Below are 23,533 nucleotides of genomic sequence, written 5' to 3'. Positions count from 1 at the left end.
ATGGCCTTTTTGCAGTATGTCCGACGAGTGGTGTCAATAAGGCCTGCAAGCCGGCTCCCGTTTCGTGGGAGCGGGCTTGCCCCGCGATGAGCTACGGGCTGGACGGACTCACTTCGACTTCTGCTGCAACGCCACGAAGCTGCGGCGCATGTCGCTGGCCCAGCCATCGAGCACCGGCTTGACGTCGTTCAGGGTCAGTTGCGTGCTGTCGTTCTCCAGCTCCTTGCCGCTGCCCTTGCGCACCACCTGGGCCAGCACGTTCTGGTTGCCGCCGTCGAGGAATGCAGCCTCCACGGCGATGTCCACGGCCTGGTCGCGGCCGCCGGCGGCCGTGTTCACCGCCGCGGCCACCAGGGCGATGGGAATCACCTCGTAGGGTTTGAGGCCCTCGGTGCTGGTGGACACTGCGGTGATCGCCGGGCGCACCACGATGGTGTTCGGGCCAGGCTCCTTGACCAGGGTGAGCACGCTACCCAGTTCGCGGCGCATCGCTTCGTTGAAGTAGCGGGTGATCTCCTGCAGGGTCTGCGCCGAGATCACGTTGGTCGGTTGCGGCTTGGGATAGAACTGGCTCGGTTCGATGAACACCTTGGTGTACTGGCTGGCCTTCACATCCGGGTCGATCCAGCGCATCACCGGCGCACCGGAGACGCTCTCGGCGGGCTTCAGGCGGCTGTAGTCCTTGAGGAAACCGGAATAGTCCTTGGGATCGACACGGTTGCTGGAGCAGGCAACCAGGGCCAGCAGAGCAGCGCACAGCAGGGTGGTGCGAGGCAGGTGCTTCATGATGACGAGGTCCATGAGGGAAGTGGCCAGAACAACGCTAGCAGGTGGTTGGCGGATGGCCAGCAAGAGGGCATCAGGCATGGATTGAATGAGTACTGCGATTGGGGGATGTGGCTGGCAGGAGCTTTATCAGATAGAACACCGCGTGGGCGGTGCTCTAACTAACGGACACAGCATGTTCCCGCCGTGTGCCTTGTCGCCCTTACACAACCCCTGCCATGTCCAACCCCTGCGGTCAGCCGAGCGCCTCGCGCAACCGGTACCACAGCATGCCCAGCGCCAGCAGCGGCGAGCGCAGTGCCTTGCCGCCGGGGAAGGTCAGGTGTGGCACAGCGCTGAACACGTCGAACCCCTGGCTGTGCTCGGTGGCGATGGCCTCGGCGAGCAGCTTCGCGGTCCAGTGGGTGACGTTCAGGCCATGTCCGGAGTAACCCTGGGCATAGAACACGTTGGGGTGCTGGCCGAGGCGGCCGACCTGGGGGAAACGGTTGGCGGTGATGCCGATCATGCCGCCCCACTGGTAGTCCAGGCGCACCTCGGCCAGTTGCGGGAACACCTTTAGCACTTTGGGCCGCATGTAGGCGCCGATGTCCTTCGGGTCGCGCCCGGAATAGTGGCAGGCGCCGCCGAACAGCAGGCGGCGGTCGGCGGTCAGGCGGTAGTAGTCCAGCCCCACCTTCTGGTCGCACAGTGCCATGTTCTGCGGGATCAGCGTGCGCGCCAGGGCCTCGGGCAAGGGTTCGGTGGCCACCACATAGCTGCCGGCCGGTAGGACCTTGCCGCTCAGGCGCGGCTCCAGCGCGTCGAGATGAGCGTTGCAGCCCAGGATCAGGCTCTGGGCGCGCACCCGGCCCCGGGCGGTATGCAGGGTCACCGTACTGCCATGTTCGATACGCAGCACCGGGCTGTGCTCGAAGATCCGCACACCCAGGCCGTGGGCGGCGCGCGCCTCCCCCTGGACCAGGTCGAGCGGGTGCAGGTGGCCCGAGCCCATGTCCACCAGGCCGCCGGCGTACAGGTCGCTGGCGACGATCTCGCGCATGCGTTCGGGGTTGACCAGGCGGGTCTCGTGGCGATAGCCCAGCTCGGCCAGGTCGCGCTGCTCGTCTTCGAAGGCGGCGAACTGGGCGGGGGTGTTGGCCAGCTCGCAGAAGCCCCAGCGCAGGTCGCATTCGATGCTGTACTGCTCGATGCGATTGGCCACCAGCGCCACCGAATCGATGCCGGCCTGCTTGAGGTAGCGCACGCCGTCCTGGCCGACGTGACGGGCGAAACCGGACACGTCATGGCCGATGCCGCGGATCAGCTGGCCACCGTTGCGCCCGCTGGCGCCCCAACCGATGCGGCGGGCTTCCAGCAGGATCACCGAGAGGCCGCGCTCAGCCAGTTCCAGGGCGGCGTTGACCCCGGTCAGGCCGCCGCCGACCACGCAGACATCGGCCTGCAGGTCCTGGTCGAGCGCAGGGTAGGTGGCCGCCAGGCGCGCCGAGGCGGCGTAGTAGGAGGCGGTGTGTTCGTTCATCTGTGGCATGGGCGGGCTCGGCTCAGCGGTTGGACTTGATCTTGCTCCAGGAGCGGGTCATCTGCCGCAGGATCCCGGGGCTCTGCATGGTCGAGACATACAGGTTGTCCAGCACGTCCTGGGGCGGGTAGATCTCGGGGTTGTTCACCAGCGCCGGGTCCATGTCGGCCTTGGCATCCGGGTTGGCGTTGGCGTAGCCGACCGTGGCGCTGACCTTGGCGATCACCTTGGGGTCGAGCAGGTAGTTGATGAAGGCCAGGGCCTGCTCGGGGTTCTTGGCGTCCTTGGGGATGGCCAGCAGGTCGAACCACAGGTTGCTGCCTTCCTTGGGAATGCTGTAGGCGACCTTGACGCCATTGCCGGCCTCCTCGGCGCGGTGGGCGGCCTGCAGCACGTCGCCGGAATAGCCGAAAGCGATGCAGACGTCGCCGTTGGCCAGGTCCGAGACGTACTTGGAGGAGTGGAAGTAGGTGATGTACGGGCGCAGTTCCAGCAGGCGGGCCTCGGCCTTGCGGTAGTCGTCGGCCTTCTCGCTGCGCGGGTTCATGCCCAGGTAGTTGAGCATGGCCGGGAACAGTTCGTCCGGCGAGTCCATGAACGCCACGCCGCATTGCTTGAGCTTCTTCAGGTTCTCGGCTTCGAACAGCACCGCCCAGGAGTCGATCCGGTCGATGCCCAGCACCGCCTTGACCTTGTCGACGTTGTAACCGATGCCGTTGGTGCCCCAGAGGTACGGCACGGCGTACTGGTTGCCCGGATCGTTCTGCTCCAGCTGCTTGAGCAGTTGCGGGTCCAGGTGCTGCCAGTTCGGCAGCTTGCTGCGGTCCAGCGGCAGGAACGCGCCGGCCTGGGCCTGGCGCGCGAGGAAATGGTTGGAGGGCACGACCACGTCGTAGCCGGTGCGCCCGGCCAGCAGCTTGCCCTCCAGGGTCTCGTTGGAGTCGAACACGTCATAGACCACCTTGATCCCGCTGCTGGCCTGGAAATCAGCCAGGGTGGTGTCACCGATGTAGTCGGTCCAGTTGTACACGCTGACCGTCGGCTGGGCCTGGACGGCGGCGCCGAACAGCAGGGCGAAGGTTGCGGGGATCAAAGCTTGCGGATGACGCATGTCGACACCTCGTTGGTCTTGTTCTTCGAATTCGGTGGTGTAGGGGCTGCTGCGCAGCCCATTCGCGGCACAAGGCCGCTCCTACTGAACGCGCGCAGCCCCTGTAGGAGCGGCCTTGTGCCGTGAAAGGGGCGCAAAGCGCCCCCGAGGGGGCTTAAACGCTCAGCAGCAGGAACTCCCGCTCCCACGAGCTGATCACCCGCTTGAAGTTCTCATGCTCGGCGCGCTTGACCGCGACGTAGCCCTGGACGAACTGCTGCCCCAGGTACTGCTGGACCTTCTCGCAGTCTTCCATGTGCTGCAGTGCGTCCTCGATGGTGATCGGCAGGCGCAGGTTGCGTCGCTCGTAGGCACGGCCCTGCACCGGGGCGCTGGGCTCCAGTTTTTCGACCATGCCGATGTAACCGCACAACAGGCTCGCGGCGATGGCCAGGTAGGGGTTGGCGTCGGCACCCGGCAGGCGGTTCTCCACGCGCATCGCTTCGGGGCTGGACGTTGGCACGCGCAGCCCGGCGGTGCGGTTCTCCTCGCCCCATTCGACGTTTACCGGCGCCGAGGTGTCGGGCAGGAAGCGGCGGAACGAGTTGACGTTCGGCGCGAACATCGGCAGCAGCTTGGGGATGTACTTCTGCAGGCCGCCGATATGGTGCAGGAACAGTTCGCTCATGCTGCCGTCGTCATTGGCGAAGATCGGCTTGCCAGTGGCGATGTCGACCACGCTCTGGTGCAGGTGCATGGCGCTGCCCGGTTCGTCGGTGATCGGCTTGGCCATGAAGGTGGCGGTGACGTTGTGCTTGAGCGCCGCCTCGCGCATCGTGCGCTTGAACACGGTGATCTGGTCGGCCAGGTCCAGGGCGTCGCCATGACGGAAGTTGATCTCCATCTGCGCCGGGCCGTCCTCGTGGATCAGCGTATCCAGGTCCAGGCCCTGGATCTCGCACCAGTCGTAGACGTCCTCGAACAGCGGGTCGAATTCGTTGGCGGCGTCGATGGAGAACGACTGGCGGCCACTCTCGGCGCGCCCAGAGCGGCCCAGCGGCACCTGCAACGGCAGGTCCGGGTCTTCGCAGCGCTGGGTGAGGTAGAACTCCATCTCCGGCGCGACGATCGGTTGCCAGCCCTTGTCGGCGTAGAGTTTCAGGACCTTCTTCAGCACGTTGCGCGGCGACAGCTCGATGGGGTTGCCCTGCTTGTCGAAGGTATCGTGGATGACGATCGCGGTCGGTTCGATGGCCCAGGGGATCTGGTACACCGCCGTGGGGTCGGGGCGGCAGACCATGTCGATGTCGGCGGCGTCGAGCAGGCTGTAGTAGATGTCGTCATCGACGTAGTCGCCGGTGACGGTCTGCAGCAGCACGCTCTCGGGCAGGCGCATGCCGCGCTCGTGGAGGAACTTGGCGGTCGGGGCGATCTTGCCGCGGGCGATGCCGGTCAGGTCGCTGATCACGCATTCGACTTCGGTGATCCGGTGTTCTTTCAGCCAGGTGGACAGCTGATCGAAGGGGGCGTTCATACAAACCTCTTGGTTGGGTAGTTGTGGTGGGACGCAAGGCGTTCATCGCCGCAGGGCACTTCCCACAGGTGACGCTGAGGACTATCTTGGTCGCTGCCCCCCGGGGTGATCTATCCACTTTCTTCAGCTATCAATGCACCAAAAGAGTGCAACTAGGACAGCGCGTGACAACGCCAACCGCCTTGCAGGTCCAGGACATCCGCACCACCGACGTGACCGAACAGACCCGCGCCACCCCTGGATGGCAGCAGCAGTACCGGCAGATGTCCCCCGGGCATTTCAACGGCCAGCTGCGCTGGCTGGGGCTCGACGGCGTCGAGGTGTACGAGGAGCGCCTGAACACCCGGGTCGAGCAGTTCTTCCGCGCCCCCAGCGGTGCCCTGGCGTTCTGCTTCGACCGTAGCGAGAACAGCCTCTACCTGCTCAACGAAGACAGCCGCAACATCTGGATCACCCCGGAGAACTACCAGGAAGTGGCGGTGGTGTTCGAGCAGCCGTTCCTGGCCAGCCATGGCCTTGACCTGGAGCGTCTGCGCGGCCTGTTCATGGTGCCGCTGACCTGCCAGCAGAATGCCCTGTTCGGCAACTGGCTGAGCGCCACCCTGACCCGGCTGGGCCAGGCCGATTGCCCGCTGGAGGGCAGGGCGCTGGCCGAGCAGTTGCTGGAGGACTGCCTGTTCATCCTCGACAACGCTGGGCAGCGTCTGCAGGGCGAGGCGCTCGGACGGCGCGACGAGGAGCGGGCGATCATGCGCCGGGTCAGCGAATGGGCCGCCGACTGCCCCGACGAGACCCTCAACCTGGTGGAGCTGGCCAAGGTCGCCGGGGTTTCCGTGCGTCAGTTGCAGCAAGCCTTCAAGGGCTTCACCAACCTGCCGCCGGCACACTGGTTGCGCCTGCGGCGGCTGAACGGCGCGCGGCGCGACTTGCTGGCAGGCGACGCGACCGTGGCCGAGGTGGCTATGCGCTGGTCGTTCTGGCATCTGGGGCGGTTTTCCGAAAGCTACCGCCAGCTGTTCCGCGAACTGCCGAGCGAGACGCTCAGGCGTGGTCGGGGAAACTGATTACGAAAGGTCTGCTTGGGCGGTTTCCGGCAGTTGCCGAACTTCCTGTGTAGGAGCGGCCTTGTGCCGCGAACGGGCCGCAGAGCGGCCCCGGCGATCTGTCTTGTGGCGCAGGCCCTGGGGGCGCTACGCGCCCCGTTCGCGGCACAAGGCCGCTCCTACACAGGGATCGCGCAGGGTTTGAGGCAGAGGGTCAGTTGCGGTCCAGCCACACCGTCTGGGCGTTGGTGAACTCGCGCACGCCGAAGTGCGACAGCTCACGGCCGAACCCGCTCTTCTTCACACCGCCGAACGCCACGCGAGGGTCAGAGGCGCAGTAGCCGTTGATGAACACGCCACCGGTGTCCAAAGTCGCGGTCATGCGCTCGGCCAAGGCATAGTCAGCGGTGTAGATCGTTGCGGCCAGGCCGAATTCACTGTCGTTGGCCAGCTCCACCGCGTGGTCTGCATCGCGGGCGCTGATGATCGCCGCCACCGGGCCGAACAGCTCTTGCTTGAAGGCGGTCATGTCCGGGGTGACGTTGGCGAACACGGTAGGCGCGTAGAAGTTGCCCACGCCTTCGATCTTGCTGCCGCCCAGCAGCAGGGTGGCGCCCTCGGCCAGGGTTGCCTGGACCTGGCCGTCGAGTTCGTCGCGCAGGTCGTAGCGGGCCATCGGGCCGATGTAGGTGGCGTCGTCCAGTGGGTTGCCGATGGTCAGCGCGCGGGTGGCCGCGACGAACTTCTCGGTGAACGCTTCGACGATGCTTTGCTCGACGATCAGGCGCTTGGCGGCGGCGCAGACCTGCCCGGTGTTCTGGTAACGGCCGATCACGGCGGCCTTGACCGCGGCATCGAGGTCGGCGTCGGCCAGCACGATGAACGGGTCGGAACCGCCCAGTTCGAGCACGCACTTCTTCAGTGCGGCGCCGGCCTGCGCGCCGATGGCCATGCCGGCGCGCACGCTGCCGGTAAGAGTGATGGCGGCGATGCGCGGATCGTTGATGGCGCGGGTGACGCCTTCGGGGGTGACGTTGAGCACCTCGAACACGCCTTCAGGCAGGCCGGCGCGCTTGAACAGGTCGGCCAGCAGATAGGCGCTGCCCATCACGTTGGGCGCGTGCTTGAGCACGTAGGTGTTGCCCGCCAGCAGCGCCGGTACCGCGCCGCGCAGCACCTGCCAGACCGGGAAGTTCCACGGCATCACGGCGAGGATCGGGCCCAGCGGGCGGTATTCGATGCGGGCCTTTTCGACCTGGGTCGGCTCCGGCGCCAGCATGGCCGGGCCGTGTTCGGCGTACCACTGGCACAGGCCGACACACTTGTTGACTTCGCCGCGGGCCTGGCTGATCGGTTTGCCGATCTCGCGGGCGATCATCTGGGCGAAGGCCTCGGCGTTGACCTGCAGGGCTTGCCCGAGCGCGACCAGATACTCGCTGCGCTGCCCCAGCGACACTTTGCGCCACTGGTTGTAGCCCGCCTTGGCGCGTTGCAGCGCCGCGTCCAGTGCGGCGTCGGTGTCGAAGGCGTAGTGGCCGATCCGTTCGCCGCTGTAGGGGTCGACGGAAATGGCGTGGGTCAGGCTGCTGATCTCGCTCATGGCAGGACTCTCATTGTTTTGATCGGGTGAGCCCAGACTAGGGGTAGCGTGCTTTAATGAAAACTGAATAATAATGAGCGAAACATTCACGTTTGGAGAATGACCGTGGACCTGGTGCAACTCGAGATGTTCAAGGCCGTGGCCGAGCACGGCAGCATCAGCGCCGCCGCCCAGCAGATCCATCGGGTGCCGTCGAACCTGACCACCCGCATCAAGCAGCTGGAGGAGGACCTGGGCGTCGAGCTGTTCATCCGCGAGAAAAGCCGCCTGCGCCTGTCGCCGGCCGGCTGGAATTTCCTCGAGTACACCCGGCGCATCCTTGACCTGGTGCATGAGGCGCGGCTGACCGTGGCGGGCGAGGATCCCCAGGGCACCTTCGCCCTGGGTTCGCTGGAAAGCACGGCGGCGGTACGCATCCCGGCCTTGCTGGCGGCGTACAACCAGCGCTACCCCAAGGTTGACCTGGACCTCTCCACCGGCCCGTCGGGGACCATGCTCGAAGGCGTGCTGTCCGGGCGCCTGGTGGCGGCCTTCGTCGATGGCCCGGTGCTGCACCCGACGCTCGAGGGCATGCCGGTGTTCGAAGAAGAGATGATGGTCATCGCGCCGCTCAACCACCCACCGGTCACCCGTGCCCGTGATGTGAACGGTTCGAGCATCTACGCGTTTCGTGCCAACTGCTCGTACCGCCACCATTTCGAGAGCTGGTTCGTCCATGACCAGGCGGTGCCGGGCAAGATTCACGAGATGGAGTCGTACCACGGCATGCTGGCCTGCGTCAGTGCCGGCGCGGGCCTGGCGATGATGCCGCGCAGCATGCTCGACAACATGCCGGGGTGCAGCACGGTCAGTGCCTGGCCGATGGCCGAGGACTTCCGCTACCTGAAGACCTGGCTGGTGTGGCGGCGGGGCACGGTGTCGCGCAGCCTGAGCATGTTCATCAAGCTGCTGGAAGAGCGTCGAGAGCTGCCTACGCCCTGACGGACTAACGGTGCGCCGGGATGCGAACCCCAGCCTCGGAAAATCCTCCAAATTGTGTAGACCATCCCCCAAGCGGGAGGAATGCACCATGTGTACCCATCATTACGGCCTGTGCGCGGCGCTGTTGCTGGCCTTGGCCATGCCCTGGACATTGGCGGCGGCCGCCGACCTGAACGCGCCCATCGATTCGCAAGGCGTGCAGCTGCAGCCCCAGGAACAGAACGGCATCCGTTACCTGCAGGGCGGCATCGGCCAGGACGAGGCCAATGCCCTGCGCCGCACGCCCGGCTATGACTTGCACATCACCCTCTCGACCGGCCCGGACGGCAAGTTCCAGAGCGGTGCCGCGCTGGATATCCAGTCGGCCCAGGGGCAATCGGTGCTGGCGCTGCAGGACGTCGGGCCGCTGATCTTCGTGCAGTTGCCTGCGGGGCACTACCGGGTGATCGGCAATGCCGATGGCCGTACCGTGCAACAGCAGGTGACGGTGGATGGCAAGGCGCCGGCGCGGGTTGATCTGAACTGGCGCTGAGGGCCAGCCCTTTCAAGGTCTTTTGGGCGCCAGGCGATAGACCGATTGAGGGCTACCACGTGTCCGCCGTCAGGCTGGCAGCGCCTGTGAGATCGAGCGCCGCCCGCGCGGCACAAGGCCGCTCACACAGGCATAGCGCGTGGCTTGAGGGCCGCGCGGTCGCTGTGGGAGCGGCTTCAGCCGCGAACACCGGCGCAGCCGGTGCCAGGCACCGCGTCGCCTGCTTCGCGGGTAAACCCGCTCCCACAGGGATCGCGCCAGATTCTAAAAATTGAGCAAGACAGTTGCTCCCACATTTGTTTCGGGCCCATTTCTCCTGTGCCATTACCTGGTCCGCTCTGTTGGTACGACGCGGTTTCAGCGTGGTCGCTACCGCCGCTCCACATGGCTCAAGACATGCGCCAAAGCGGGCAGCGGTACCCTTACAGGACTCACTGGCCCGAAACAGATGTAGGAGCGGCCTTGTGCCGCGATGCGCCGCGCGGGCGGCGCTCGATCTCATAGGCGCAGGAGCCTTCGCGGCGAACACCAAGACGAATGAACCCTTGAATGGAACGCAGTGTCCTTAGCCAATAGTGGCAAATCACTTTTCACTTTCAGAGCATTCGGACAATAATCGAGGAAGTATTACCACTTGTAACCCGGTTGGATGTGCCGGGGCGCTGGTGCACAACGAGGGGCGCAGCCCCCACTTGCCCGCAGGCACGCGCCAGGTCGCGCGCCTGCCCGTGAAGACCATCAGGAGAAGTCATTTGATGAAGACCCGTCTCGCCACTACGTTGGCTGCCGCTGTGCTGGCATTCGCCGGCGCCAACCTGGCCCAGGCCGCCCAGGTGTCCGGTGCCGTCGGCGCCACTGGCCAGGGCGACATGACCTACCGTATCGGGATGTCGTTCGACTGGGACAAGAAATGGCTGGAAAGCAGCACCGGCCACCTGACCGGTTACTGGGACGCGGCCTACACCTACTGGGAAGGCGGCGAGGCCAGCGGCGCTCACTCGCTGTCGTTCAGCCCGGTGTTCGTCTATGAGTTCAGTGGTTTCACTTACACCCCGTTCATCGAGGCCGGTATCGGCCTGGCGGCATTCTCCAAGACCGACGTGGGCGACCAGCGCCTGGGCTCGTCGGTGAACTTCGAGGACCGGATCGGTTTTGGCCTGAAACTGCCGGCGGAGCAGAAGGTTGGCATCCGTGCGATGCACTATTCCAACGCTGGGCTGAAGCAGCCTAACGATGGGATCGAGTCGTACTCGCTGTTCTATAGCAAAGGGTTCTGAACCGAACAAACCCGCTCCCGCAGCGTGGGAGCGGGCTTGCCCCGCGATGCTGCCTCAACGCACCGCCTTGATCGCCAGCACATTGCACAGCGGGTGCTCCAGCACATGCGCCGTGGTGCCGCCGAGAAACGCCTGCAAGGCATCGTGCCGGTGGTTGCCCATGACGATCACATCCACCCGGTGGGCGGCGATGTACTGGGTGATCGCCTTGACCGCCGGGCCTTCGAGGAAGTGACGACGCTCCAGGTCAATCTGGTAGTGGTCGCCCAAGCGGTTGAATGCCGTGCGCTGGGCCGTGCGCACGCTGGTGTCGAACCCGGGCATGGTCACGGTGCCGGCGCCGAAGTCGGCGATATGGGTCCTGGTCGCATCACACACGTGCAACAGGTGCAGCTCGGCATTGCACTGCAGGGCCAGGGCGTGGGCGCTGCGGATCACCTGGTCGTCCAGATGCTCGCCGCTGCCATGGCTGTTGAGGTCGACCGCTGCGGCGATCTGTCGGGGCAGGGGCAGGCGGATGTCGCTGACCAGGTGCACCGCCACCGGGCTGTCCTTGAGCAGTTGCCAGTCCAGCGGCGTGACCAGCAGGCGCTTGAGGATGGGTTCGTGCTGCACGTCCTTGACCAGCAGGTCGCAGCCCAGGCGCTCGATCTGCTCCAGCACGCTGCTCAATGGATCGCGGGTCAGCAGCAGTTCGGTGGAGACATCCAGGCCGGCGTTGCGCAGTCGCTCGGCCTCGTCGGCCAGCCACTGGCGGTTGTCCTCGAGCAGGCGTTCGCGCTCGCGGCTGTCGCTCATCAGGCCGAAAGTGTCGACATCGTCGACGAAGACATTGAGGTCCAGCAGGGCCCCGCTGGATTCGGCCAGCGCCGCGGCGCGCTGCAGGGCAGGCGTATGGCGCATCTGCGGGCCGAGCATGACCAACAATCGCTTGAACTGGCTCATCTCACACCTCCACGTGTGGCAGCCCCCTGTTCAGTCTAGACCCGCCGCCGGTGAAATCCTGCGCAGCGACGGCGGGTCGTCTTTCAGTGCGGCGCGCGCGGGATGGTCTTGAGCAGGTCTTCCGGGCTGATGTGCCCGACTACCTGGGCCACCGCGCTGCCCGGGGTCGGCAGGTCGATGATGTGGCTCTTCATCTTGCCGATCACGTGCATCTCGCAAGGCTTGCAGTCGAACTTCAGGGTCAGCACTTCATCGCCCTGGATCAGCTGCATCGGCGCCACCTTGGTGCGCACGCCGGTTACGCCCTTGGCCTGCTTGGGGCACAGGTTGAAGGAGAAGCGCAGGCAGTGCTTGGTGATCATCACCGGCACTTCGCCGTGCTCCTCATGGGCCTCGTAGGCGGCGTCGATCAGCTGCACGCCGTGGCGGTGGTAGAAGTCGCGGGCCTTCTGGTTGTAGACGTTGGCCAGGAACGACAGGTGCGACTCGGGGTACACCGGCGGTGGCGTGGTCTCGGCCTTGCGTCCGCCCCGTGGGTGCGCCTGGATCCGTGCTGCGGTCAGCGCCTCGATGGCTTCGCGGCGCAGGGCCTTGAGCTGCGAGTTGGGGATGAAGTAAGCCTGTGGTGCATCGAGCTCGATGGCCGTGGCGTGGTACATCGTGGTCCCCAGCTGACCAAGCAGGTCGTGCAGTTGGTCCAGGGCCTGCTGTGGCTTGTTGGCGGCACCGAACGGCCCGTCGAGGGCCACTTGCACACTGACACCCTCTTCACTGCTGAGGGTGAGCATCAGGCGCTGTTCGCGCAGTACCGCATGCCACTCGACACCGACCCGACGCTCGGCGGAGGTGCGCTGCAGCGCCTGCTGCCAGTTGTGGTCGAGGTTGCGCGACAGCGGGTGGTTGGGGCGCAGCTTGTACAGGCCCTCGGGCATCTCGTTGGGCTCGACGCGGTAGCGGTAGCGTTTCTGGCCGTCTTCCTCGGATTCGCTTTTCAGCTCGGCGATGTTGGCGCGGAAACCCACGACCTCGCGCTTGACCAGCACGTTGAGGCCGTCGCCGTTGGTCAGCGGGACATCGGTGGCCACCAGCAGGTCGCGTTTGCCGACTTTCTCCACCACGCCCACCGGCAGGCCGGTGAAGGTCGGCGAGTCAAAGGCGCCGATGTCGATCTTGCGATCACTGACGAAGTAGTCGGTGCTGCCACGGTGGAAGGTCTTGTCCGGGTCCGGCACGAAGAAGTGCTCGGTACGCCCGCTCGAGGCGCGGGCCAGTTCAGGACGGTCCTCGAGGATGGCGTCGAGTTCCTTGCGGTAGTGGGCGGTGATGTTCTTCACATAGCCCACGTCCTTGTAGCGACCCTCGATCTTGAACGAGCGCACGCCGGCATCGACCAGGTCGCGCAGGTTGGCGGTCTGGTTGTTGTCCTTCATCGACAGCAGGTGCTTCTCGAAGGCCACCACGCGGCCCTGGTCGTCCTTGAGGGTGTAGGGCAGGCGGCAGGCCTGGGAGCAGTCGCCACGGTTGGCGCTGCGACCGGTCTGGGCGTGGGAGATGTTGCACTGGCCGGAGAAGGCCACGCACAGCGCACCATGGATGAAGAACTCGATGGCCGCGTCGGTCTCGGCGGCAATGCTGCGGATCTGCTGCAGGTTCAGCTCGCGGGCCAGCACCAGCTGGGAGAACCCGGCCTGGTCAAGGAACTTGGCCCGCTCCAGGGTACGGATGTCGGTCTGGGTGCTGGCGTGCAACTCGATCGGCGGGATATCCAGTTCCATCACCCCCAGATCCTGCACGATCAGCGCATCGACACCGGCGTCGTACAGCTGGTGGATCAGCTTGCGGGCAGGCTCCAGCTCGTTGTCGTGGAGGATGGTGTTGATGGTGGTGAAGACGCGGGCATGATAGTGCCGGGCGAACTCTACCAGTTCGGCGATATCGCTGACTTCGTTGCAGGCGTTGTGGCGCGCGCCGAAGCTCGGGCCGCCGATGTAGATGGCGTCGGCGCCATGCAGGATCGCCTCGCGGGCGATGCTCACGTCACGGGCAGGGCTGAGCAGTTCCAGGTGGTGCTTTGGAAGGGACATGTCGTTATAGGTTCGGGCTGTCACGGTAAGGCGGGCATTGTAGCGGTGAATCGGGGCGGGGGCATCCCATAACCGATGAACTTGCCCGGAACGACGGTCAGGAGCTTGTTAACCCTTGGAGAAGAGGTGGCGACTGACATTTTTGCCAGTTTTGCGGGCCAGGTAACGGTGATAGCCTCATGGCCACCATTTCCTGGCAAAAGGTATTGCCATGACATCCACATGTTCGTTGGCCATGGTCGATCAGCAGCGATCGGTATTGGGTGGCTCCGGTCCGGCCAGGGCCTATACGCCCTATGGAGGACATTCCGACAAGCGGGGAGCCGTGTTGGCTTATTGCGGCCAGGCTCGTGATCAGTTGACGGGTCATTATCATTTGGGGAATGGGCATCGGACCTTCAGCCCGTTCGTGATGCGGTTCAACTCACCTGATCGGTTGAGTCCTTTTGGTATGGGAGGTATTAATGCCTATGCCTATTGCCATGGGGATCCTGTAAATTTTTATGATCAAAACGGTAAGGATGAGACCCGGTTGGGCTTTGCGATTTCAGCCGTGGCCTTAGGTGGATGGGGGGCAGAGAAGTTCTTTAATCATATTGAAATGGCATCAAAGTTAAGTAGGGTCGAGGCGCTTCAGAGGATATTAACGGAAAATGGAGTTCCGGCAGGGCCAAAAGTCCTTCCTTGGGAAAAAAGTGACCGCATTAAGGGCGCCGTATCAAGCAGTATGGCGGCGATTGGAGGCGTGGCGGCGGCTGCATATTTCTACACTGTGCCGGCTAGTTGGTCTGGGGCGAAGTACACTGATGTTGCTGCGGGAGGTGCAGTGACAGTTTTGACTATTGGTTCCAAAGCACACGACCGAATAATCGGTAATAATGGCGCTGAAATTGACAAGAAGTTGGAGTTCTTAATGAGGAGCTTCGAAGGTATGGATGACAGTCTAGTGGAGGTCGTTACAGTATCTCGCACTGAACAAGCCTCGCAACGTGCAGCTGAGTGGGTAGCAACTCAAACCAATACACTAGTGCGCAGTATGAGTGAGCAGACGTCATACGGAAGTTTCCAGAACATACCGGGTAGTGAATCCTAAAAGGGCCGCATTATAGGTGCGGCCCTTGAGCGACCAATCAGCCTTTTGCCGCCATCGCCGTCACTTCCACACGCATCCCCTCGACCGCCAGCGAAGCCACGCCCACCGCCGCGCGCACTGGCCACGGCTTTTTGAAGAACCGCTGGTACACCTCGTTGAACGCCGCCCGGTCGGCCATGTCGGTCAGGTAGATGGTCAGGTGCAGCACCCGGTCCATCGAACTGCCGGCCCGTTCCAGGGCGACCTTGAGCGCCTGCAAGGTACATTCGCATTGGGTGGTGATGTCGCCCAGTTCGAGGCTGCCGTCGGCCTGCACGGGGATCTGGGTGCTGACCAGGACGCCGTTGTACTCGGCAACGTCCGAGGAGATCGAGTCGGCGTCCGGGTCGGGGGTGTAGATGATGTCGCTGTTAGCCATGGGGTTTCGCCTTGCAACGGAAGGAAACCGCCAAGCCTACGCGAGCGGGTCAAGCAGGTCGAGGCGTGGCGGCCGGTCGCGGGCATTTGAAATGCGCGGCGCGGGCGGTCAGAATCGCGCCCCGACCCGGCCACAGGCGCCGGGCCTAGGTTGTCAGAAGAGGCTTGCGTTGAACGAACACACATTGTCCATGCGTCTGGAGCGCGTGGCCGCCCATGTGCCGACCGGGGCGCGGTTGGCCGATATCGGCTCGGACCATGGCTACCTGCCAGTGGCGCTGGTGCGCCGCGGTGCGATTGCCGCAGCGGTGGCCGGCGAGGTGGCGCTCACGCCCTACGAGGCCGCACGGCGCACGGTGCGCGAGAACGGCCTGGAGGATCGCATCACCGTGCGTCATGCGAGTGGCCTTGCGGCGATCGAGCCGGGCGATGGCGTCACCGCGATCAGTATCTGCGGCATGGGCGGCGAGACCATTCGCGACATTCTCGAGGCTGGCAAGCAGCATCTGGGCGGGCACGAGCGCCTGGTCCTGCAACCCAACGGCGGCGAGCCGGCGTTGCGCCAGTGGCTGATGGACAACGGCTACCGGATCGTCGGCGAGGAAGTGCTGCGGGAAAACCGCTTCGACTACGAAATCATCGTCGCCGAACGTGCCGAGGCGGTCGCCTATACGGCCGAGCAGCTGTACTTCGGCCCGCTGCTGATGCAGGCACGCAGCCCGGCTTTCCTGTTCAAGTGGCAGCGCATGCTGCGCCAGAAGCAGCAGAGCCTGGACAACTTCGCCCGGGCACGCCAGCCAGTGCCCGAGGACAAGGTGCGCGACATCACCCGCCAGGCCGGCTGGATCCGCGAATTGCTGGCCTGAGCCTAATGCCAGTCAGTTAGTGCTTCATCGTAGTTATTGGGGCTGCTTTGCAACCCTTCGCGGGTAAACCCGCTCCCACAGGATCGCGCAAACGCTGAATAGAGCGCTGTACTTGTGGGAGCGGCTTTACCCGCGAAGGGGCGCGGAGCGACCCCAATTGGCTTTACTGACTGGCATCAGGCCTGAGCCCATTCATTTCGGGTTGACCACGCTGGCCGGCACCTTCAGCACCAACATGCCACCGAAGACGATGGCCACGGCCAGCACCTGCAGGGCCAGGCCAGGGTTGGCGGTGCTGTCGCGCATCCAGCCGATCAGGTAGGGCGCGGCGAACGAGGCAATGCTGCCGAACGAGCTGATCATGGCGATACCGGCGGCCTGGGTGTCACTTGCCAGGAACGCCGGCGGCAGTTGCCAGAACATCGGCAGCGCGGCGCTGGCGCCCATGCCGGCGATCACCAGCCCGGTCATTACCAGCAAGGCATTGCCCGGCGCCGACCCGGCCAGGGCGATGCCGGCGGCGGCCATCAGCAGCGGCACGCACAGGTGCCAGCGGCGTTCGCGCTGGCGATCCGAGGAGCGCCCGCAACCGAGCATGAACAGGCATCCGGCCAGATAGGGGATGGCGCTGAGCAGGCCGACCTGGCCATCGCTGCCGATACCGGCGCCGTGGATCAGACTGGGCATCCAGAAAGCCAGGGTGTTGACCGCCAGCATCACCGCGCAATACACCGCCACCAGCAGCCAGACCTGCGGGTCGCCGAGCAGGCCGCGCAGCGAGCTGATCGGCTTGTGCCGCTCCTCGCCGGCCATCTCCTCGCGCAGCGCCCGCTTCTGCCCGGCGTCGAGCCAGGCGACCTGCTCGAAGCTGTCCGGCAGGCACTTGAGCACCACCAGTCCGAGCAGCACCACTGGCAGGCCCTCGATCAGGAACATCCATTGCCAACCGCGCAGGCCGCCCTGGTCGTGGAAGGCCTGGAGAATGCCGCCGGACAACGGCCCGCCGACCACGCCGGCCAAGGGCACGGCAATGGCGAACAGCGCGGTGACCTGGGCGCGGCGCCGGGCCGGGTACCAGCGGTTGAGCACCACGAGGATGCCGGGGAAGAAACCCGCTTCAGCCACCCCCAAAAGAAACCGCAGGGCATAGAAACCGGCGGCGTCCTGCACCCACATCATGCCGGTGGACAACAGGCCCCAGACCACCATCAGGGTGGCGATCCAGCGGCGCGGCCCGATCCGCTCCAGCGCCAGGTTGCTGGGCACGCCGAACAGCGCGTAGGCGATGAAGAACAGGCCGGCGCCCAGGCCGTAGACCGTGTCGGAAAAGCCCAGGTCGGCGCTCATCTGCATCTTGGCGAAGCCGATGTTGATGCGATCCAGATGGGCGAACAGGTAGCACACCAGCAGCAGCGGCATCAGCCGCCAGGTGATGCGGGCATGGGTGGCGTCGCAGGCGCGCACGGACGTGGCCGTGGAGGTTTCTATCGTATTCATGGTCCGGGACGTTCTTGTTGTTGTCCCGGCAGATCATGCGGCGGTGTCGCGGGCGGGCAAATGCACTTTCAGCAAGATGGCTGGTATTTTTCCCAGGGCTTACAGCTGCGAGCAGTTGCCCATCTGGCGATAGTCGACTTCGCGGGTCTGGCCCTGGTGGTCGACGTAGACCATGTGCGCGGTGCCCACCTGGCAGTCGGCGTCATTGCTGGCCGGGGTGATCGAGATGACCTTGGCGATGTCCAGCGGCATGCCGTATTCGTAGGTGCTGGCAGTGGTGTCGGCCAGTGCGCCAAACGAGGCGAGGGTGGCGCTCAGGGCAAGCAGGGCGATCGAACGTTTCATGACAGGCTCCTCATTTATTGCGGATAGCTAATGATCCATTCATTTGTGTTTCACAATAAATGGGCTATCACGTGATAGATTGCTGCCTTTCATGTATGAATGAGGCTGCCTGCCCATGGACATGCTGCATGCGATGCGAACCTTCGCCCGGGTAGTGGAGTGCGGCAGCTTCGCCGCGGCGGCCCAGGCCCTGGATATCTCTGCGGCGCAGGTGTCGCGGATCGTCGCGGAGCTGGAGAACCAGTTGCAGACCCGCCTGCTGCACCGCACCACCCGGCGCCTGCGCATGAGCGAGGCGGGGGAGCGGTTTCTCGAGCGCACCCGGCAGATCATGCTGCTCACCGAGGAGGCGGTGGACGAGGCCCGTGGCGCCCACCTCACGCCTCGCGGCCACCTGCGTTTCCATTGCACCCATGGCCTGGGGTTGCTGATGATGCCGCTGGTGGCACGCTACAACGCCACCTGCCCGGAAGTGGTGATGGAACTGACCCTGTCGCAGCGCAACCCCGACCCGCTGGCCGAGGGGCACGATGTGGTGATCACCATCGGCCAGGGCCTGCCGGACTCGCAACTGATCGCCATCCCGCTGGGCAGCATCCACAGCATCCTCTGTGCCTCCCCGGAGTACCTGGCCCGCCACGGCGTGCCCGAGCGGCCTGAGGATTTGCACGACCACGTCTGCCTGCGCACGGTCGACCCGCTGTTCGAGGAGGACTGGTCGTTCGAGGGCCATCCCGACAACTGTGTGATCGTGCCCCAGGACACCTTCCTCACCAACGTCGCCGACGCCATGCTCAAGGCCACCGAACTGGGCATGGGCGTGGGGCTGCTGCCGTACTACTCGGCGAGCCAGGCCATGGAGGAGGGGCGCCTGTGCCGGCTGCTGGCGCCGCACCGGCTGCGCCAGCGCGAGATCTATGCGATCTATCCGTCGCGGCATTACCTGGATGCCAAGGTGCGTACCTGGCTGGACTTTCTCAAGGAGCAGTTGCCGTTGCTGTTTGCCGAGCACCAGCGGGTGGTGGATGAGCCTCGCTACTGGCGTTGACGCATATCGCGGGGCAAGTCCTTTCAAGGTTTTTGCAATTTTTGCATATGACCGCTCCAACTCAGGATTGCTGGGGTCGCTTTGCGACCCTTTCGCGGCACAAGGCCGCTCCTACAGGATCATGCGGTCGCCTGTAGGAGCGGCCTTGTGCCGCGAAAGGGCTGCAAAGCAGCCCCGGCAAATCCAAGTCGGACGCCAATTATCATCACCTTGTCAACGGCTGTCCTGATCCTCGGCACTGCCACCTGACGCCCCGGCCCCGGAGCCTGTGGCTTCACCGGTGCTGTTGGAGCCTCCGGCAGCGCCGTCGGCAGCATCGGAATCGCTGCCGGTGTCACTGCTGTCGTTGTCCTTGCTGCCACCGGGGTTGTTGATGCTGCCGTCTTCACCGGCGGTCTTGCCTTGGTCCGTGGCCTGTCCGCTGTGACCGTTGCCATCGTTCATGTCGGTCGCGGCGAGGCTGAGGGTGGCGCCGCCACCGAGCAGCAGCGCCAGCATCAATGCGAGGGGGCGTGGATTGACCATGATGAATCTCCTGTCGAATGACCTGTCATCGTTGGGCTGCCACGGTGGCGCCAAGGTGCCCGTCAAGCGACGGGCGGTTCTTGGCGCGGGCTTTCAGTGGGCGTCGGGACGCGGCGACTGCTGGCCGTGCGTGGCGTCCATTGCCTCCAGCGTCGGGTGCTCCTGGGCCGCGTGCATCAGGTCCTCGGTCACCCGCAGTTCCGCGCCGGTCGGCGAGAAGGTCGCGGTCGGCGCGAACGGCGCCGGGTGCTCCGGTGCCGGGCGCTTGCCACGACGCCAGAGGAAGAAGCCGACCATGGCCAGGTTGATCACCGCGAAGGCCCAGAACAGTCCAGCCTCGCCGTAAGCGGTCATCATCGGCGAAATGGCCAGCGGCGCCATGGCCGAGCCCAACGAGTTGATCAGCAGCAGCCCCTGGATCATCGGCACCAGCGCATCGGCCGGGGCGCGGTCGGCGGCGCTGCTGACGGCCACCGGATACAGGGCGAACACGCCGCCGCCGAGCAGGAACAGCAGCGCCGGCAGCAGCACGGTGTCGGCCGGCAGCAGCACGATCAGCACCGACAGCACGGTGCACAGGGCGGCCAGGGCGATCAGCACGTCCTGGCGGTCCTTGCGGTCCGACCAGCGCCCGACCGGGTACTGCAGCAGCATGGCGCCAAGAATGACCCAGGCCATCATGTCGCCGACCTTGCCCACATCCAGGCCGATGCGCTGCAGGTACAGCGGCAGCAGGGCGTAGATGCCGGCGATGGCGACCCCCGAGCCGAAGCAGCCGACCAGCCCGGTCGGTGCCACGCCCAGCAACTGCCGTGGCTTGAGCGGCTCGACCTGATCCAGCAGCGGCGACACCCGTGGCAGGATCACGATCGGCAGCACCGACAGCGTGGCGAGCATGCCGGCGACCATGAACGGCGCGGTGTCGCCCCAGCCGGTAACCTCGCCCAGGCCGGCCTGGGCGATCACCCCGGCGCCGTAGAAGGCAATCATGTACAGCGCCAGCAGGCGTCCGCGGATCTTGGCGTCGCCGGCCAGCAGCAGCCAGCTCTCGATCACCAGGAACACCCCGACCGCGGCCCAGCCGTTGATCAGGCGCAGGGCGAACCACCAGGTGGTGTCGTAGAACAGGCCCTGCAGCAGGATGGTCGCGCCGATCAGCGCGGCGAAGCTGCTGTAGGCGCGGATATGGCCGATGCGCAGGATCAGGCGGTCGTTGAAGATCGCCCCCAGGGTCAGGCCGATGAAGTAGGCCGAGGACACCACGCCGATGGTGGTCGCCGATTCGCCGGCGGCGCCCAGGCGCAGGGTGGTCAGGGAAGACAGCACGCCATTGCCCAGGGCAATGATGAACAGGCCGAGCAGGGGTGCCAGCGCCATCGCCAGCAAACGCACAGACATAGTTACCTCAAGGTTGAAAAGAGCTCAGATGCACCTTTTCGGCTGCACGGGCCGGGTCGTGGCGGCGTGCAGTACGGCCTGGGCGGGCTGCGACCTTGGCAAGATTCAACCGCGGACCTGATGCAGGCAGGTCGGGCGGGGGCGGTTGAGCCTGTGGCACATGCGCGATGTGATGAGGCACGGACGCTGTCTTTGCGGGCGGTTGCCACCGGCTGGGGCGACGGGCGAAAAGGAGGCGGGATTTTAAGGCCTGTGCAGGATTTGCCAAGTAGGAAAAGGCTGCGACGAGTGGCCGCAGGGGCGTCAGTCCAGCCTCTGTGCCGCCAGCAGCAGGGATTGTGGTACCTGGCTCTGCGGATGTTGCGGCTCCTGTAACTCCAGCAGGCCGAACCCGGCCAGCTCCAGCGCCTTCAGCCAACTGCCCAGGGTGCGGAAGTACCAGGGCATGGGGCGCCAGTCACCGGTGAATCCGGCAAACGATTCCTCGCGCCAGCCGTCCTGGTAGTGGCCGGCAGCCGCCGTCCACGGGTGCAGGGTCTGGATCAGCAGCGTGCCGTCGGGCAGCAGCAAGGTCCGCATGGCGCAGAGCAGGGGGATGATGTCCTGTTGCAGCAGGGCGAAGTTGGCGCACACCAGGTCATAGCCATGGCCGATGTCCACCGCACCTTCGGCCAGCTGCTGGTAGCTGGCCAGGTGTACTTGGGGCGAGCCCGCCGAGTGCGCGGCGGCGACCAGCGTCGCATCGCCATCCACGCCGACCGTGTCGATGCCCCGTGCCGCCAGGGCACGCAGCAACCAGCCCTCGCCGCAACCCAGGTCGAGCACCCGCGCAGGCTGACGGCCCAGCACGGCCAACAGTATCGCCTGGTCGGTGACCTCGCGGCGGGAGGCGATGGTGCCGGAGCGTACGGCTTCGATCCAGGCCTGGGCGTTGTGCTGCCAGCTGTCCAGCAGGGGATCGGTGGTGGGCATGCTCGGGTCCGATAAGGGCGGGTGGTTCTGGTGTGATGGTTTGCAAATACGACCAATAAATCGCGAGCGATTTTTGCGCTCAGGCAAGTCGTCGCGACGAGTCGTAGCCCAGCTACGGCGAGTAGCGACAACGCCGCATGAGCGCAAAAAGTGTCGCGAGTTATGGTCGTTATTTGTGAAACACCACACCAGCATAGGCCAGTCTTGTGTCCGGGGGGCTTTGCTCTGCACACTGGCGCACCTGCGAAGGAGCATGGCATGGCACTTGCGAAAGCGGATTTCACCACGCGCCTGCTGGTCGAGGCCGGTATCGGCCCGGGCATGCGCGTGCTTGACGTCGGGTGTGGCAGTGGTGATGTGAGCTGGCTGCTGGCTCGCCTGGTGGACGGCGATGGCGCGGTGGTTGGCGTTGACCAGGCGGCTGATGCCCTGGAGCTTGCACGTTCTCGTGAGACACCCAAGGGCGCGGCGATACCTGAGTTCGTCCAGGCTGACCTGCAGGCACTGCCCGAGTCCCTGGGGTTGTTCGATGCCATCGTCGGGCGGCGGGTGCTGATGTACCAGGCGGAGCCGGTCAAGGCTTTGCGTCTGCTGGCCCGGCATCTGTTGCCAGGTGGGCTGATGGTCTTTCAGGAACACGACAGCAGCCTGACCCCGGCCAGCCTGGAACCCTTTGCGTTGCATCGCAAGGCCCAGCAGTGGCTGCAACGCATGCTGGCCCATGAGGGGGCTGATCTGCATATCGGTTTCAACCTGCATCGACTGTTCAGCGAGGCGGGGCTGGCGGTCGAGGACCTGCGGGCCGAAGGCCTGGTGCAGACGCCCGACAGCGCCTATCCCCTGGCCGATATCATTCGTGCCTGCCTGCCGCGGATCATCAGCCATGGCGTGGCTACGGCCAGGCAGGTCGGGATCGATACGCTGCACGCGCGGCTGGAGGCCGAGCGGCTTCAGTCCCGGGGCGTCTATATAGGCGACATGGCCTTTGGCATCTGTGCGCGCAAGCGCTGAACAATGTGTTTATTTGATCAAGGAGGTATCGGATGGCGCAGTACACCGCACAAGTGACCTGGAATCGTGACGGGCAGGATTTTCTCGGTAACCGCTACAGCAGGCGGCATTTGTGGCGTTTTGATGGTGGGGTGGAGGTGCCGGGCTCGTCCTCGCCCCATGTGGTGCCCTTGCCGATGTCGGATGCCTCGGCGGTGGACCCGGAGGAGGCGTTCGTCGCGGCGTTGTCGAGTTGCCATATGCTGTGGTTCCTGTCGTTGGCGGCCAAGCAGCGGTTTTGTGTCGAGCGGTATGTTGATGATGCCCTGGGGGAAATGGCGCTTGATGGGGCTGGGCGGATGGCCATGACCGTGGTCACCTTGCGGCCTTTGGTTGAATTTTCCGGGGAGCGGAGGCCTGACTTTAAGCAACTGGAGCGGTTGCATCATCTGGCGCATGAAGAGTGTTTTATTGCCAATTCGGTGAAGACTGAAGTGCGGTGTGAGCCGGTGGTTTCTGGGTGAGGTTTTGTTGGTGCGGTTTATGTGTTGGCGTTGATTGTTGATTGTTGATTGTTTTGATAGATGTATGCGCATTCATTTGCGATGTCGACGCTTATTCACCTTTCCGCCCTTACGGCGGGTAACTTTTTGAAGGATCAAAAAGTCACCAAAAAATCCTCGCTCCATTCATCCGGCCCTACGCTTCGCTCCGGGTTCCCTCACTCCGGCCTTGCTCCCGGGAGGACCGCGCTGCAGGGCCCATCCTGGGCCCCAGCGCTTGACGGGCATCCATGCCCGTCACCTCCCTCCGCAAGTCCTGCGTTCGGCCTCCTGAAGTCGCGAAGTTACGAGCGGCGCCTGGACTGGCGCAGCTGTCGCTAGTTGGAAATTAATTGATCTCTCGACTGTATCGCGGGGCAAGCCCGCTCCCACGCAATAGTCGCCGTTATATATAACCCTGTAGGAGCGGGCTTGCCCCGCGAAAG

At 64.7% G+C, this 23,533-nt stretch carries 22 protein-coding genes; 9 read left to right on the top strand and 13 right to left on the bottom strand.

Annotated elements, in window-relative coordinates; genetic code table 11:
• Positions 1–108: 108 nt before the first annotated feature.
• The 4 genes from LU671_RS09510 to LU671_RS09495 form a co-directional block, all read right to left on the bottom strand.
• The gene (locus LU671_RS09510; protein WP_050705590.1) at positions 109–786 is read right to left on the bottom strand and encodes a DUF3313 domain-containing protein; all 678 of its coding nucleotides are present in this window, start codon (positions 784–786) and stop codon (positions 109–111) included.
• 235 nt (positions 787–1,021) lie between these two features.
• Positions 1,022–2,317, bottom strand: a complete 1,296-nt coding sequence (locus LU671_RS09505; RefSeq protein ID WP_232855514.1) for an NAD(P)/FAD-dependent oxidoreductase — start codon at positions 2,315–2,317, stop codon at positions 1,022–1,024.
• A 13-nt stretch (positions 2,318–2,330) separates the two neighbouring features.
• Positions 2,331–3,419 (bottom strand): polyamine ABC transporter substrate-binding protein, encoded by a 1,089-nt coding sequence (locus tag LU671_RS09500; RefSeq protein ID WP_203652404.1) that lies wholly within the window; start codon positions 3,417–3,419, stop codon positions 2,331–2,333.
• A 154-nt stretch (positions 3,420–3,573) separates the two neighbouring features.
• Complete coding sequence (locus LU671_RS09495; RefSeq protein ID WP_028689491.1) at positions 3,574–4,932, bottom strand: glutamine synthetase family protein; 1,359 nt, start codon at positions 4,930–4,932, stop codon at positions 3,574–3,576.
• 164 nt (positions 4,933–5,096) lie between these two features.
• Here LU671_RS09495 and LU671_RS09490 point away from each other — a divergent pair, with 164 nt between their 5' ends.
• On the top strand, positions 5,097–5,996 hold the full coding sequence (locus LU671_RS09490) for a helix-turn-helix domain-containing protein (RefSeq protein WP_050705595.1): 900 nt from the start codon (positions 5,097–5,099) through the stop codon (positions 5,994–5,996).
• Positions 5,997–6,189: 193 nt separating this feature from the next.
• Here the strand turns inward: LU671_RS09490 and LU671_RS09485 are convergent, their stop codons facing one another.
• Positions 6,190–7,575, bottom strand: a complete 1,386-nt coding sequence (locus tag LU671_RS09485) for an aldehyde dehydrogenase family protein (RefSeq protein WP_232855513.1) — start codon at positions 7,573–7,575, stop codon at positions 6,190–6,192.
• 105 nt (positions 7,576–7,680) lie between these two features.
• Here LU671_RS09485 and ptrR point away from each other — a divergent pair, with 105 nt between their 5' ends.
• The 3 genes from ptrR (at position 7,681) to LU671_RS09470 (ending at position 10,365) form a co-directional block, all read left to right on the top strand.
• Positions 7,681–8,556 carry a putrescine utilization regulator PtrR gene (gene ptrR, locus LU671_RS09480; protein ID WP_186733201.1) on the top strand — a complete coding sequence of 292 codons (876 nt, stop codon included), beginning with the start codon at positions 7,681–7,683 and terminating at the stop codon, positions 8,554–8,556.
• A gap of 88 nt (positions 8,557–8,644) precedes the next feature.
• Positions 8,645–9,088 (top strand): carboxypeptidase regulatory-like domain-containing protein, encoded by a 444-nt coding sequence (locus LU671_RS09475; RefSeq protein WP_203652406.1) that lies wholly within the window; start codon positions 8,645–8,647, stop codon positions 9,086–9,088.
• Positions 9,089–9,843: 755 nt separating this feature from the next.
• Positions 9,844–10,365: an acyloxyacyl hydrolase gene (locus LU671_RS09470; RefSeq protein ID WP_203652407.1), complete on the top strand. Its 522-nt coding sequence runs from the start codon at positions 9,844–9,846 to the stop codon at positions 10,363–10,365.
• Between the two features lie 54 nt (positions 10,366–10,419).
• On the opposite strand, the gene LU671_RS09465 is transcribed toward LU671_RS09470, so the two are convergent.
• Together LU671_RS09465 and LU671_RS09460 are read right to left on the bottom strand one after the other, a co-directional pair.
• Positions 10,420–11,310 carry a universal stress protein gene (locus LU671_RS09465; protein ID WP_232855512.1) on the bottom strand — a complete coding sequence of 297 codons (891 nt, stop codon included), beginning with the start codon at positions 11,308–11,310 and terminating at the stop codon, positions 10,420–10,422.
• Between the two features lie 83 nt (positions 11,311–11,393).
• Positions 11,394–13,394: a peptidase U32 family protein gene (locus tag LU671_RS09460; protein WP_232855511.1), complete on the bottom strand. Its 2,001-nt coding sequence runs from the start codon at positions 13,392–13,394 to the stop codon at positions 11,394–11,396.
• Between the two features lie 235 nt (positions 13,395–13,629).
• Between LU671_RS09460 and LU671_RS09455 the strand changes: the two genes are divergently transcribed.
• The gene (locus LU671_RS09455; RefSeq protein ID WP_232855510.1) at positions 13,630–14,487 is read left to right on the top strand and encodes an RHS repeat-associated core domain-containing protein; all 858 of its coding nucleotides are present in this window, start codon (positions 13,630–13,632) and stop codon (positions 14,485–14,487) included.
• 37 nt (positions 14,488–14,524) lie between these two features.
• Here the strand turns inward: LU671_RS09455 and LU671_RS09450 are convergent, their stop codons facing one another.
• Positions 14,525–14,905: a RidA family protein gene (locus LU671_RS09450; protein WP_232855509.1), complete on the bottom strand. Its 381-nt coding sequence runs from the start codon at positions 14,903–14,905 to the stop codon at positions 14,525–14,527.
• A 169-nt stretch (positions 14,906–15,074) separates the two neighbouring features.
• Between LU671_RS09450 and LU671_RS09445 the strand changes: the two genes are divergently transcribed.
• Positions 15,075–15,770, top strand: coding sequence for a tRNA (adenine(22)-N(1))-methyltransferase (locus LU671_RS09445; RefSeq protein WP_332880049.1), 696 nt, complete (start codon positions 15,075–15,077; stop codon positions 15,768–15,770).
• A 192-nt stretch (positions 15,771–15,962) separates the two neighbouring features.
• Here LU671_RS09445 and LU671_RS09440 read toward each other — a convergent pair whose 3' ends face one another.
• Both LU671_RS09440 and LU671_RS09435 read right to left on the bottom strand, forming a co-directional pair.
• Positions 15,963–17,267, bottom strand: coding sequence for an MFS transporter (locus LU671_RS09440; RefSeq protein ID WP_232855507.1), 1,305 nt, complete (start codon positions 17,265–17,267; stop codon positions 15,963–15,965).
• A gap of 99 nt (positions 17,268–17,366) precedes the next feature.
• Entirely contained in the window at positions 17,367–17,612 is a 246-nt protein-coding gene (locus LU671_RS09435) for a DUF2790 domain-containing protein (protein WP_110738166.1), read from the bottom strand.
• 115 nt (positions 17,613–17,727) lie between these two features.
• On the opposite strand from LU671_RS09435, the gene LU671_RS09430 reads away from it, so the two are divergent.
• Entirely contained in the window at positions 17,728–18,660 is a 933-nt protein-coding gene (locus LU671_RS09430) for a LysR family transcriptional regulator (protein WP_232855506.1), read from the top strand.
• A gap of 213 nt (positions 18,661–18,873) precedes the next feature.
• Here LU671_RS09430 and LU671_RS09425 read toward each other — a convergent pair whose 3' ends face one another.
• The 3 genes from LU671_RS09425 to LU671_RS09415 all read right to left on the bottom strand — a co-directional run bounded on the left by LU671_RS09425 (position 18,874) and on the right by LU671_RS09415 (position 21,555).
• The gene (locus LU671_RS09425; protein ID WP_203652415.1) at positions 18,874–19,185 is read right to left on the bottom strand and encodes a hypothetical protein; all 312 of its coding nucleotides are present in this window, start codon (positions 19,183–19,185) and stop codon (positions 18,874–18,876) included.
• 93 nt (positions 19,186–19,278) lie between these two features.
• Entirely contained in the window at positions 19,279–20,583 is a 1,305-nt protein-coding gene (locus LU671_RS09420) for an MFS transporter (protein WP_232855505.1), read from the bottom strand.
• A gap of 303 nt (positions 20,584–20,886) precedes the next feature.
• Complete coding sequence (locus LU671_RS09415; RefSeq protein ID WP_232855504.1) at positions 20,887–21,555, bottom strand: class I SAM-dependent methyltransferase; 669 nt, start codon at positions 21,553–21,555, stop codon at positions 20,887–20,889.
• Positions 21,556–21,813: 258 nt separating this feature from the next.
• Between LU671_RS09415 and LU671_RS09410 the strand changes: the two genes are divergently transcribed.
• Positions 21,814–22,566: a methyltransferase domain-containing protein gene (locus LU671_RS09410; protein WP_232855503.1), complete on the top strand. Its 753-nt coding sequence runs from the start codon at positions 21,814–21,816 to the stop codon at positions 22,564–22,566.
• 32 nt (positions 22,567–22,598) lie between these two features.
• Positions 22,599–23,069, top strand: coding sequence for an OsmC family protein (locus tag LU671_RS09405; RefSeq protein ID WP_232855502.1), 471 nt, complete (start codon positions 22,599–22,601; stop codon positions 23,067–23,069).
• Positions 23,070–23,533: the final 464 nt, after the last annotated feature.

Source organism: Pseudomonas sp. NMI760_13 (assembly GCF_021283245.1).
GTDB classification, from domain to species: Bacteria; Pseudomonadota; Gammaproteobacteria; order Pseudomonadales; family Pseudomonadaceae; genus Aquipseudomonas; species Aquipseudomonas peradeniyensis.
This window is presented reverse-complemented; position numbering and strand designations above follow the sequence as displayed.